11 protein-coding genes are annotated in these 11,316 nt (G+C 64.5%); 5 read left to right on the top strand and 6 right to left on the bottom strand.

All coding sequences use genetic code 11. From position 1 onward, the window contains the following. Nucleotides 1-57: 57 nt before the first annotated feature. Nucleotides 58-1,104 carry an HD-GYP domain-containing protein gene (locus tag ACQR03_RS27505; protein ID WP_315716057.1) on the bottom strand — a complete coding sequence of 349 codons (1,047 nt, stop codon included), beginning with the start codon at nucleotides 1,102-1,104 and terminating at the stop codon, nucleotides 58-60. 208 nt (nucleotides 1,105-1,312) lie between these two features. Continuing rightward, a complete protein-coding gene (locus tag ACQR03_RS27510) occupies nucleotides 1,313-1,723 on the bottom strand; it encodes a hypothetical protein (RefSeq protein ID WP_434842009.1) in 411 nt (136 codons plus the stop codon). Nucleotides 1,724-1,945: 222 nt separating this feature from the next. On the opposite strand from ACQR03_RS27510, the gene ACQR03_RS27515 reads away from it, so the two are divergent. Both ACQR03_RS27515 and ACQR03_RS27520 read left to right on the top strand, forming a co-directional pair. Beyond that, entirely contained in the window at nucleotides 1,946-3,457 is a 1,512-nt protein-coding gene (locus tag ACQR03_RS27515; RefSeq protein ID WP_434842010.1) for a caspase family protein, read from the top strand. 228 nt (nucleotides 3,458-3,685) lie between these two features. Further along, nucleotides 3,686-5,710, top strand: coding sequence for a pyrroloquinoline quinone-dependent dehydrogenase (locus ACQR03_RS27520; RefSeq protein ID WP_315753110.1), 2,025 nt, complete (start codon nucleotides 3,686-3,688; stop codon nucleotides 5,708-5,710). Nucleotides 5,711-5,725: 15 nt separating this feature from the next. On the opposite strand, the gene ACQR03_RS27525 is transcribed toward ACQR03_RS27520, so the two are convergent. Together ACQR03_RS27525 and ACQR03_RS27530 are read right to left on the bottom strand one after the other, a co-directional pair. Next, on the bottom strand, nucleotides 5,726-5,977 hold the full coding sequence (locus tag ACQR03_RS27525) for a PilZ domain-containing protein (protein WP_315716061.1): 252 nt from the start codon (nucleotides 5,975-5,977) through the stop codon (nucleotides 5,726-5,728). Between the two features lie 144 nt (nucleotides 5,978-6,121). Next, nucleotides 6,122-6,580 (bottom strand): PaaI family thioesterase, encoded by a 459-nt coding sequence (locus ACQR03_RS27530; protein WP_409977944.1) that lies wholly within the window; start codon nucleotides 6,578-6,580, stop codon nucleotides 6,122-6,124. Nucleotides 6,581-6,840: 260 nt separating this feature from the next. Here ACQR03_RS27530 and ACQR03_RS27535 point away from each other — a divergent pair, with 260 nt between their 5' ends. Next, a complete protein-coding gene (locus ACQR03_RS27535; RefSeq protein WP_315716062.1) occupies nucleotides 6,841-7,137 on the top strand; it encodes a hypothetical protein in 297 nt (98 codons plus the stop codon). Nucleotides 7,138-7,257: 120 nt separating this feature from the next. Then, a complete protein-coding gene (locus tag ACQR03_RS27540; RefSeq protein ID WP_315716063.1) occupies nucleotides 7,258-7,503 on the top strand; it encodes a hypothetical protein in 246 nt (81 codons plus the stop codon). 339 nt (nucleotides 7,504-7,842) lie between these two features. On the opposite strand, the gene ACQR03_RS27545 is transcribed toward ACQR03_RS27540, so the two are convergent. Both ACQR03_RS27545 and ACQR03_RS27550 read right to left on the bottom strand, forming a co-directional pair. After that, entirely contained in the window at nucleotides 7,843-8,082 is a 240-nt protein-coding gene (locus tag ACQR03_RS27545) for a DUF6894 family protein (protein ID WP_012045383.1), read from the bottom strand. 1,261 nt (nucleotides 8,083-9,343) lie between these two features. Beyond that, nucleotides 9,344-9,637: a hypothetical protein gene (locus tag ACQR03_RS27550; RefSeq protein ID WP_315753150.1), complete on the bottom strand. Its 294-nt coding sequence runs from the start codon at nucleotides 9,635-9,637 to the stop codon at nucleotides 9,344-9,346. A gap of 582 nt (nucleotides 9,638-10,219) precedes the next feature. Between ACQR03_RS27550 and recA the strand changes: the two genes are divergently transcribed. Further along, nucleotides 10,220-11,314, top strand: coding sequence for a recombinase RecA (recA, locus tag ACQR03_RS27555; RefSeq protein ID WP_315716064.1), 1,095 nt, complete (start codon nucleotides 10,220-10,222; stop codon nucleotides 11,312-11,314). Nucleotides 11,315-11,316: the final 2 nt, after the last annotated feature.

Genomic DNA, 11,316 nt, shown 5'->3' on the forward strand with positions numbered 1-11,316 from the left:
TGGCAGACAATTCGAATCGATGCGTTAACGGCCGGTTCAGCACGTCGCCTGATGCGATCAGCGGATCAGCGCCACCTCGCGGAAGGCGCCGATCAGCGGCTTCTCGAGCTTGCCCTCCATCCCCCGGAGGATCTCGTAGGCCTTCTCGCGCGTCATCATCGGCTTGTAGCTGCGGTATTCGATCAGCGCCGAGAAGATGTCGGAGATGGTGAGGATGCGCGTCAGGTCCGGGATGCTGTCGGCCATCAGCCCATCGGGATAGCCGCTGCCGTCGAGAAATTCGTGATGGTTGCGCACCGCCTTCAGCACTTCGTCGGTGATCGCTGCGTTGTCCTTCAGTGCATCGTAACCGGCCACCGGATGGGTTTCCACCAGCGTACGTTCCTTGACGTCGAGCCGGCCCGGCTTGTCGAGAATGGTGAGCGGGATCTTGGCCTTGCCGATGTCGTGGAACATCGCGGCCATGTAGAGACGCTCCAGATCCGAACTGTGGACGCCGAGGCTCAAGCCGAAATCCACGGTGATGCCGGTCACGAGCAGGCAGTGTTGATAGGTGCCTTCGTGATGGCGGCGAACGGTGGCAAGCCAATCGGACAGACCGTTTTCCGCTATACAGTCGGCGATCCGCTTGCCCGCCCGCCGGGTCTCCTCGACGTCGATCGCTGCACCGCCCAGCACGGCTGCAAACATCGAGGCGATGCAGGACGCGCCGGCAAATGCGGCCTGTCGGTCGTCGACCGCGATGCTCTTGGCCGCAGAACCGGGACGCACATCGAGCAGCTTTCCGAGCAACTGATTGCGGCTCGGCGTGCTCGACAATACACTTGTCGCACCGAGCGCATAGGCCTGGACCGTTGACAGACGGGATTTGTTGTTGGTCAGGAAGATCCGCCGCGGAATACGCGAGAGCCGCTCCGAGATCTCCTTCAATGCGGTGATGTTGTCGACGTGGCGCAGATCGGCGGCCACGACGATCGCGTCGATGTCGCCGCCTTTGAAGTCGGCATCACCGATCAGTTCAGATGTGAGCGAGCAGCGTTCGGCCAGCATGCCGCGAAGCATAGCGAGCTTGGCCGTGTCATCGCCGACGAGGTGAACGTTCATGGAAAACCAGGTCCAGGGTCATTCCGCGTTTAGGCCCCGATGTTCCGCAGGAATTGTTAAATTTGAGCCATTCGTTCGCTGTGCGGTTGCGGATTTGCGTTAGCTAAGAACTAACAATCTGCGACCGGTGCGGTAGCCCGTTCCTGTACGCCCACCGACAGGGCGAGTTCCAGCCGACGTGGCCGATCCAGCTTGTCTTCGGAGGGAATTACTTCGTCGGCAGGACGGCTTTGTAATCTTCAGAAACACAGTCGTCGCCGGTCGCCGCGCGCCGCCGGTCGATGATCTCGTTGTGCCTGATCAAGAGCCGATAGGTCTGGCGCCGGAGCGCGGTCCCACTGGCGGATATGATCTGAGCCCGCACGCAGGCGGTCCATGTATCGCCGGCATCGGCATGTCGGGCGGATGTTGCCTCGACATCACGTGGCAGCGTCGTTGCGACGAAGATCATGTCGAGATTCTTGCGCACGAGAAGCGCGACATCTGGCGCGGCTTCGGGCTGCGGCGGCTCGGGCGCCTTGGCCCGCATGAAGGCCGGCAGGCGCGCATTGCTGTCGGCGGCGCAGCCGATCAGGAGCAGGGCCGAGAGCAGCCCCACGCGTGACGCAATCCGCCGCATGCCGCATCGTCCCCCATTGCGGCGCGCACGCTAGCGAGAGATCGCGGCATTGCTGCGGGAGACTCGTGCCGCAACGATGTCCGGTCGCGGCCGGCGGCGGTCATGCGCGCGCGAACGGCGCCGGCCGTCCGGCATCGTGCTCACCGGATTGTGCTCGTCGGGATGAACCGGGCCGCGAACCGGCTCGACCAACAGGCACGCCATGAGCAGATTGGAGATCCCATGTTTCGGCACGCTCTCAGGGCTGCATTGCTCGCCGGCGGCCTGTTTGCCGGCCTTGCTCCCGCATTGGCTGAAAGCAGCAGGCTGGCGCTGGTGATCGGGCAGTCGGCCTATCGTTCGGTGACGCCGCTGCCGAATCCCGCCAGCGATGCCAAGGCAATGGCGAAGATGCTGGGTGAAGCGGGGTTCGACGTGACGACCGCCGCCGATCTGTCGCAGCGGGACCTCAACAGGGAGGTCGGCGACTTCGCCGCCAAGATCGCGGCCAAGGGACCCGACACGGTGGCGCTGGTGTTCTATGCCGGCCACGGACTGCAGATCGATGGCGAGAACTATCTCGTACCCGTGGACGTCGATCCGCGACGTGAAGCCGACATTCCGCTGCAGGCCGTGCGTCTCAACGATCTCCTGAACACGCTCAATTCGGTGCCGAGCCGGATGCGAATCCTGCTGCTCGACGCCTGCCGCAACAATCCGTTTCCCGCCATCAGCCAGAACGCGGGCCGTGGCCTCGCGCTGGTCGACACAAAGACGGGAGCGCCGGGCACCTTCCTGTCCTACTCGACCTCGCCCGGCGCGGAAGCCGAGGATGGCACCGGCGCCAACAGCCCCTATACCACCGCACTGCTGCAGGCGGCGCGGGAGCCGGACCTTCCCATCGAGCAGGCGTTCAAGCGCGTGCGCGTTGCGGTGAACAAGGTCACCGAGGGCCGGCAGACGCCGTGGGATTCGTCGTCCTTGACGGAGGATTTTCGCTTCGTCGGGTCGGCGGATGGGGGCGCTGCCAATGCCGGCCCGCGGCCGGTCGTCGCCAAGCGCAGCGTCGACGAATGGAAGCGCAGCCTGGAGGGCAAGCCGATCGAGGCCGCCAACGAAATCATCGTCGGCGACGGCAGCGTCGAGGCGTATGAGGCCTTCGTGACGCTCTACACCGCGCCGCCCTATGGCCCGCAGGCGCGCGAATGGCTCGACCTCCACAACAGGATGGCAGCCTGGAACGAGGCGGTGCTGATCAATACGGTGGCGTCCTATCAGGGCTTTCTCGACCGCTATCCGAACAGCGACCTGACCCCGACCGCGCGCAAGCTGATCGAGCGCCTGCGCAACCGGCCCGTGGTGACGCCGGTGGTGGCGGCCGCCAATGCAGCGATCCCGGCCGCCGCTTCGGCAACCCTGCCGGTCGTGCCGGCCGTAGCCGCGGCAGGCCCGACCTGCCCATGCTCGCAGACGCCTCCGCCGGCTCGGAAGTCTGAGACGCCGAAGCGGGTCGAAGAGAAGCCGGCGAGGAAGCGCGACGAGGACCCTCCCAAGCGCGCCGGCCGCACGCCCCGACGCGACCCTGACGACGATGTCGTCGTCTACGCGCCACCGCCTCCGCCGCGCGCGTATTATGGACCGCCGGTGCGCGTGGCGCCGCCGGTCAGTATCGGGATCGGCATCGGCGGCGGCTATGGCGGTGGCTATGGGCGGGCACCTCAGAACTATCCGACACGGCGCGGCTATGGCTACTGAAGCTGGCTGACGTCTGCGCATCGATGTGGCCGCCCGCAAGGGCGGCCACTGATGTTTGGCGGGGGACGTTCGTTGGGGTCATCCTCTCGGTTCTGCCATTCGTCATCGCTCCTCACCACTCGTCCCGCGGATGCCGCCGCCCGTCCCATCCTGCTCGATCCGCCCGCGAAGGCTGCTTTCATCGTCCCGGTGCGTCGCTTCGGATGCAGTCTGCGGGAGGGAAGGGTCATGTCATTGCGTCGAGCAGGTGTTTGCGCGGTCCTCGTCGGGAGCCAGTTGACGGTCGTGCCGGCCCTTGGCTGGCAGCACTGGGGCGGCGATGCCGGTGGAACGCGGTTCTCGCCGCTGGCGCAGATCACGCCTTCCAATGTCGATCGGCTGGTGCCTGCCTGGGACTATCACACCGGGGATCTGCAGAGCCGGCCGCCCGCGGCAGCCTTGCGGACCAAGTTCGAGGCGACGCCGATCCTGGTCGAGGACAGCCTGGTGTTCTGCACGCCGTTCAATGAGGTGGTCGCGCTCGATCCCGGCACCGGCGTGCAGCGCTGGCGTTTCGATCCCAAGGTCGGTGACGGGCGGCGCCCGGCCAATCGCTATGCCTGCCGCGGCGTTGCCCATTGGGTGGACGAGCGGGCGCCGGCCGGCGCGGCATGCCGCAGCAGGCTGTTCATGGGCACGGTCGATGCTCGCCTGATCGCCCTCGACGCGCAAACGGGACAGCCCTGCGCCGGCTTTGGATCGGACGGCGAAGCGCGGATCGACATTTCCAAGGATCTGCTATGGCCGGGCGAGTTCCAGATCACCTCGGCGCCGGTGGTGGGCGGGGGTGTCGTGGTGGTCGGCTCATCGATCGGCGACAATGTGCGGGTCGATGCGCCCAAAGGCACGGTCCGCGGTTTCGATGCGCGCACCGGCGCGCTGCGTTGGAGTTTCGATCCGTTGATCCATGACGGCATCGCGGCGGGACATGCGAACGTCTGGGCGCCGATGTCGGTCGACGAGACGCGCGGCCTCGTCTTCCTTCCGACCTCGTCGCCCAGTCCGGATTTCTTCGGCGGTGCGCGTCCGGGTGACAACCGGCATGCCGATTCCGTGGTCGCTTTGCGGATTGAAAGCGGCGAACTGGCCTGGTCGTTTCAGACCACGCACCACGACGTCTGGGATTACGATCTGCCGGCGCAGCCGACGTTGGCCCGAATCGATGCCGGGCAGGGGGCGCGTGACGTCGTCATACAGCCGACCAAGCAGGGCTTCGTGTTCGTGCTCGACCGCGACACCGGCGCGCCGGTCTGGCCGGTGGAGGAGCGCGCAGTGCCGCAAGGCGCCGCCGAGGGTGAGGTTCTATCACCGACGCAGCCATTCCCGACCCATGTGCCGCCGCTGCTCGATCAGCGCTTCGCAGCGGATGATATTTTCAGGGCCGTGCCGGGCGTCCTGGATTCCTCCTGCGACGATCAGCTCGCGCCATTGCGCAATGAGGGTTTGTACACGCCGCCCACGATCCAGGGCACGTTGCTGTTTCCGATGACCGGCGGCGGCGTGAACTGGGGCGGGGCGGCGTTCGATCCCGTCCATCAGATCCTCTACGCCAATGTCAGCCGTGCCATCCACATCGTCCGGCTGATCCCGCGTGCGGAAGCTGACGGGATGACGCCGCCGCGTGGTGTCGATGTCGGGCTGCAGCGCGGGTCGCCGTTCGCGGTGATGCGGGTGGTCGCCATGTCCAAGCTCGGCCTGTTGTGCAACCGGCCGCCATGGGGCGAAATGGTCGCGGTCGATCTCAAGGCCGGCAAGATCCTGTGGCGCTCGACCGTCGGCACCACCGAGGATCGCGCACCGCTCGGGCTGGCGTTCAAATGGGGCACGCCGCTCGTCAACGGCGTCGTGGTCACAGCCGGCGGCCTCGTCTTCACCGGCGCAATGGACGCCTATCTGCGCGCCTTTGATGCTGTCTCAGGTCAGGAGCTCTGGCAGGGCCGGTTGCCCGCGCCGGGCGTCGCCAATCCGATGACCTATGAATGGAAGGGCGAGCAATTCGTGGTGACCGCAGCCGGCGGCCATTCGGAGGCGGGAACGTCGCTCGGCGACAGCGTCGTGGCGTTTCGGCTGGCGCGCGATGGCGAAGGGCCCTCGCTGTGGTCACGGACGATTGATCGTCCGGGCGGACGGTTCGCTGCCGGCTCCCTGCTCGCGGCCGGGGTGCTGGCCGGCCTGTTGGTGGCGTTGTGGCGAGGGCGCCTGCGGTGGGTCTAGCCCGCCGCGCCGCTATCAGTCGAATGCCACGCCGATCCGCTTGTCGTGGCTCCAGACTGCGTGGCAGCGCCGCGTGAATTTGTCGGCCGGGATCACCAGCGTGAAGGCTTCGGGCAGACCGACCGGACTGACCACCTCGACCCTGGCGCCGGTGTCGGACATGTTGCGGACCATGCAATCGACCGCGCCGCCGCCGTCGAATGCCAGCCTGCCCTGCTTCAGCACCCGATGCCTCGGTGCAATGCGCTTGTCACTCGTCTCGCTCATGGCCTGTATTCCGGTGCCGGACGGCGTCACCTTTCGCGTCAAAAGCACCTAAAATAAATCAGGCTCGCGTTTCGATCAGATGAATCCGGCGTGCGAAGCCCGGGCCCTCGCCTTCACGTTTCGTTAACCCGGCCAGGCCGCGGATCAGAGCATCGCGAAGGCGCTCGACACCATGGCCACTGGCTTGCCATCGCCGGCGCTGGTCAGTGTGACCCGGCCGAAGCTCATGGTGCGGCCCATCCGCACCACGCGCGCATCGGCCATCACGTCGGCGGAGGCAATGGCGCGCATGAAATGCGTGGTCTGGTCGACAGTGGTCATCGGCCGGTAGCCGCCGCTGGCGGTGACCATCCCGATCACCATCGCGGTATCGGCAAAAGCCATCAGCGCCTGGCCGCAGACGACGCCATTGTCGCGGCAGAGCCGCGGCGAAAACGGCATGCGCAGGATGGCGCCGGCTTCGCCCTGCGGAGACGGCGCGATGTCCTCGACGATCAAGCCAAGATCCTTGATCCAGGGCGCGAACACGTCATCGAGGATGCGCCTCGCGTCGTCGGTGGTGAAGTTCAGGGTCTCGTTCGGCACGCGCGGAGGTCCTTCCATGATCGTGTCATCGACGTGTCTTGGCATCGACTTGCCTCGCCGCGATCGGCGGAGCCGCCGGAATGTTGCCGCAGAGCGGCGGCTTGAAAAGGCCGGAGTTGGAAAACTATGATGATGGCCCGCCGTGGAACAGACGGCAGGTGCGCGCAGACGATGCGGCCGTGAACATCCCGACCTGCGCTCCACCGTTCCGGCACAGTGCCGCGGGCTTGGCGCATGGCGAAGCGATGGTATAAGGCGCCTATACCGGGGAGTAACCAATGAAGAAGCTGATCGTGACGATGGCGGTCGCCGTGCTGGCCGGCTGGGCGGTTCCCGCAATGGCGCAGATGCCCAACATCAACCTTCTCGCCGACGGTCCCTCCAAGTCGCCCGAGGAGAAAGAGGCCGAAGCGGCGCGGGAGCAGGCCTACAGGGACACCATGCGCAAGATTCCTGACGCCAAGACGAGCACCGATCCCTGGGGCAACGTCCGGGCGGCGGAGCAGCCCAAGGCGGCGCCTGCCATGAAGACCACCGCGGCCAAGAAGCCGAAGGCTGTCGGCAGCACCAACTGAGATTTATCGCGCTCGGGTCGGGCGGGCTCTGACCCTCCCGGGCCCGCTTGCCGATTGCGGACTCGGATTCTTCGCGGCCCCGTCTATATTGATGGTGTGGCAGCGCGTTGGAGTTCGTCGATGGGGATGCGCCCCCGGGACATTGCCAGCCGGATGGCGGCCCGGCGCCAGAAGGGCGCCCCGCAGGCTCGCGACGGCTACGTTCGCGACACGTTCACGCTGCCGCGCGAGCAAGCGCGCGCCAAGGCCCGCGACTATCTGACCCGCTATCCCAAGGCCGGCTACATGAGCGCCGTCGAAAGCTGGCGCGAGCTTCCCGATGGGGCCATCGAGTTCACGATGCGGCGGCTTCCCAGCGCCGATTGAACGATTGCGGCGAGCGCCTCATTCCTTTTCGCCGAGAAGCTTGCGTGTATCGCGATTGATGAAATGAAGCCGCGTGCAGGCCTTGCAGACCACGGTTTCATAGGAGCACGTGGGATCGCCTGGCTTCGGCTCTTCCAGCCAATGCTGCACGTTCATCCCCGTTCGCGGACATTTGAAGATCAGATTACCCATACAAATTTAAATGTCTGCCAAGATGCAGACAGGCATTTTGATCTCGATCAAGTTCGGCTGCCGAAATGACGCGCAGCAACCTCGCTGTCAACAATCTTAGATTGTGTCTTTTTACCTGCGGCGATCCACAAGAGGTGTGGCGAGCCGTCAGGCCTGATCCAGCGACTCGGCGACGATCCGGATGCGGAAGACCGGCTGCCTTGCCTCGTCGAGCAGCTCCATCTGCCATTCGGAGTTTTCGGCGAGCTTGCGCGAGATGCTGCTGGCCATGTCGGCACAGACGGTGGTCATCTCTTTCCAGGCTGCGTTGCGGTCGGCGCACTCGGTCCCATACTCGGACGCGCCTGAGAAGTGGCCGTTGCGGATACGAAAGAAATAGAGCGGCATTGCCAAAACCGGTGAGCCCTGACCGCCCCAGGCCGCTGGGTTTGATGTACGCACCACAAATGGAAGCGCAAAACCCACTCGGATCAATTCCGGTAAAATACGGTCGGTCGCGCTGTTCGCTTCCGTTAGGCTGATTGCCATGGGTGATGTGCGGCGCAACCGGACGAATTGCGCGCCAACGAATGAGCCTCGGACCGCTGCGGTCCGAGGCTCGGCGTCAACGTCGTAGCTTCCCAGCGAGGGCAGTTCGGCAGTGACATAATTAAACTAGTGCGAAATCTGTAGGCATGCCTTGCGTCAGATCAAGGTTGCAATCTCGATCAACCGCCGTGGGACGCGCACCTAGCTATGGTCGAAGATCCGTTCCGGCACGACTGTCAGTCGGTAGGCGATCTGCGTCGCGCCGTCGACCATCTCCAAGAGTTCATCGCAGGCCGGACAACGCCTCTCTCCCGCCGCGTCTTGCTGCGAGTGAAGCTCGATCCTTTGAAGGCCGGCCCTGCAGGACGGGCACGTCACGTCATTTGTTGTCATCGCCAATATGAAGCGCAACGCACGCGATCCGTTCCCCGACATCACGACAATGACGGAGGGAGATGCATCCCGAGCGGAGCTATCAACGTCGAAAGCCCCGGACGTCGTCCGGGGCTTTCTTTCGGCGCGGATGGTTTCAGGGCCGTGCGCCTACGTGTGACGGAGCCTGCAAGTGCGGGAGCTGGCAGGCTGCAAGGGATCGGTCGACGGCACACCAAAGGCGATACACTAGACGATGTGCGGCGACCATCATCGCAACGAACAAACAAATCCGGGGCTGATCAAAAATCTGCTCAGACGTACGACAACCACGATTCTATAACGCAACCCAAAGTTTATGACAATGGTTTGTGGCCTGAAGATGTCGTGAGCGCCGGCGCGCGTGATGCGGATCACGCGGGTTTTGTCCGGGCCATTCCTCGGGCCGGCATGAGGAGCTGCGCGAATGGCGCGCTAACGCATCCTTGGGCAGGGTCCGACACGGGGGCGTCCGAGGTTCGTCGCTTCATCTGTCGTCCGTCATATGGTGGCCGTCGAGTGCTTGCACGCCACGTGATGCGGAACCTGATGGCCGGCCGCCCCTTGCGCACGGCTGCGCGTCTGCATCGAAATCGTGCGCCTGCACGCACGACGAGCCGAACAAAAGCAGAAGAGGCGATGGAACTTCGTTCCTCTCAGGAGAACCACGGAATGTGCGATCTACGCACGCGTGTAGGAGTTGGTAGTTTCAAGGAAAAGACCTGACGAGCACGATCGGTCCAACGATTGCGGCGTTGAAGTCGACGAGGTCTTCGCTGGGAATCCAGTACTCGCGATGCTTGCGGCCGCCGGCCTCGCGCACCTCGTAGGTGTCGATGAAGCCTCGCAGGATCGCAAAGCGCAGCACGTGGCCGGCTCCGCTCGCCGGCACGTTCCAGTCCCGTGCGATCTTCACGGCATAGTCCTCGGTCAGCACCGGGTAGAAGATCGGCTGCTCCGGAAGGCGCGGCGGAAACGCACGCATGCCCGACGCCTCGATCAAGGCAAGCTCCTTTGGGCCGACAGGGCGCCACAGCGTGAGGGTCTGTTCGTTGTTGGATCCGGTCATGCTGGTTCCGAAAATTGGAAGCAGTCTGCGAGGCTCACAGAGAAGGACCAGCAGGATGATGGGACACGGCCGAGACGACAATAACAATTTATAGTTGGGTCGGCGTCTGCCGCTGGTGCGGGCGATGAGGTTGGAGCGCTCGGACAGTTTGGTTGTAATCCGCGTGATCGCCGGTCGGCGGCTGCGCCGCTCGCGCGCATGGCTTCCGCCTCCAGCCGGATCGGGATCCCTTCGCAGTCGCCGTCATCCAGCATCCCGCATGCCGTACTTCGCTTCCGGGCGCGCTGATCGGGCAGCGCTCCCTCGCTGGTGCTCGGTGCACTGCGCGCCGGCCCTCGGCCTTCGAGCGGCAGGCGTGTCTCCCGCGGGTTGTCAGGGGTTTGTGAAAGAGAGGTGTGAATGTCGAGAAGAACATATTGCGAACAAAGAACGGATGGAGTACATTCGCCTCAAGATTGCTGGCCGACCTCGTTAACCGTTTGTCCATCCCGCGAATCCCCGCCATAAGGAGCGCCAATGTCCGCCACCGCCCTGCGTATCGTCGAAGGTTCCTCCATGGATAAGAGTAAGGCGCTCTCCGCTGCGCTGTCCCAGATCGAGCGTCAGTTCGGCAAGGGCTCGGTGATGAAGCTGGGCAAGAACGACCGTTCGATGGATGTCGATACGGTGTCCAGCGGCTCGCTCGGGCTCGACATCGCGCTCGGCATCGGCGGTCTGCCGAAGGGCCGCATCGTCGAGATCTACGGGCCGGAATCCTCGGGCAAGACCACGCTGGCGCTGCACACGGTGGCGGAAGCGCAGAAGAAGGGCGGCATCTGCGCCTTCATCGATGCCGAGCATGCGCTCGATCCGGTGTATGCGCGCAAGCTCGGCGTGAACATCGACGAGCTTCTGATCTCGCAGCCGGATACGGGTGAGCAGGCGCTGGAGATCTGCGACACCCTGGTGCGTTCCGGTGCGGTCGACGTGCTGGTGGTCGACTCCGTGGCGGCGCTGGTGCCGAAGGCCGAACTCGAAGGCGAGATGGGCGAGTCGCTGCCGGGCCTGCAGGCCCGCCTGATGAGCCAGGCTCTGCGCAAGCTGACGGCCTCGATCAACAAGTCCAACACGATGGTGATCTTCATCAACCAGATCCGCATGAAGATCGGTGTGATGTACGGCTCGCCGGAGACCACCACCGGCGGCAATGCGCTGAAGTTCTATGCTTCGGTCCGCCTCGACATCCGCCGCATCGGCGCGATCAAGGAGCGCGACGAGGTGATCGGCAATTCCACCCGTGTGAAGGTGGTGAAGAACAAGCTGGCGCCGCCGTTCAAGCAGGTCGAGTTCGACATCATGTATGGCGAGGGCGTCTCCAAGATGGGCGAGATCCTCGATCTCGGCGTCAAGGCCGGCATCGTCGAGAAGTCCGGCGCCTGGTTCTCCTACGATAGCCAGCGTCTCGGGCAGGGACGTGAGAATTCGAAATCGTTCCTCAAGGCCAATCCGGACATGACCGCCAAGATCGAAGCCGCGATCCGCCAGAACTCCGGCCTGATCGCCGAGCAGATCCTGGCCGGCAACGCCGAGCGCGACGCCGACGCCGACGGCGAGGAGCCGACGGAGGAGTAGAG

It is taken from the genome of Bradyrhizobium sp. HKCCYLS3070 (assembly GCF_051167575.1).
GTDB lineage: Bacteria > Pseudomonadota > Alphaproteobacteria > Rhizobiales > Xanthobacteraceae > Bradyrhizobium.

What these genes read in the sequence shown, in the direction of transcription:
- ACQR03_RS27505 (WP_315716057.1), bottom strand. Translation starts at nt 1,104, where the DNA reads ATGAACGTTCACCTCGTCGGCGATGACACGGCCAAGCTCGCTATGCTT.
- ACQR03_RS27510 (WP_434842009.1), bottom strand. Translation starts at nt 1,723, where the DNA reads ATGCGGCGGATTGCGTCACGCGTGGGGCTGCTCTCGGCCCTGCTCCTG.
- ACQR03_RS27515 (WP_434842010.1), top strand. Translation starts at nt 1,946, where the DNA reads ATGTTTCGGCACGCTCTCAGGGCTGCATTGCTCGCCGGCGGCCTGTTT.
- ACQR03_RS27520 (WP_315753110.1), top strand. Translation starts at nt 3,686, where the DNA reads ATGTCATTGCGTCGAGCAGGTGTTTGCGCGGTCCTCGTCGGGAGCCAG.
- ACQR03_RS27525 (WP_315716061.1), bottom strand. Translation starts at nt 5,977, where the DNA reads ATGAGCGAGACGAGTGACAAGCGCATTGCACCGAGGCATCGGGTGCTG.
- ACQR03_RS27530 (WP_409977944.1), bottom strand. Translation starts at nt 6,580, where the DNA reads ATGGAAGGACCTCCGCGCGTGCCGAACGAGACCCTGAACTTCACCACC.
- ACQR03_RS27535 (WP_315716062.1), top strand. Translation starts at nt 6,841, where the DNA reads ATGAAGAAGCTGATCGTGACGATGGCGGTCGCCGTGCTGGCCGGCTGG.
- ACQR03_RS27540 (WP_315716063.1), top strand. Translation starts at nt 7,258, where the DNA reads ATGGGGATGCGCCCCCGGGACATTGCCAGCCGGATGGCGGCCCGGCGC.
- ACQR03_RS27545 (WP_012045383.1), bottom strand. Translation starts at nt 8,082, where the DNA reads ATGCCGCTCTATTTCTTTCGTATCCGCAACGGCCACTTCTCAGGCGCG.
- recA (WP_315716064.1), top strand. Translation starts at nt 10,220, where the DNA reads ATGTCCGCCACCGCCCTGCGTATCGTCGAAGGTTCCTCCATGGATAAG.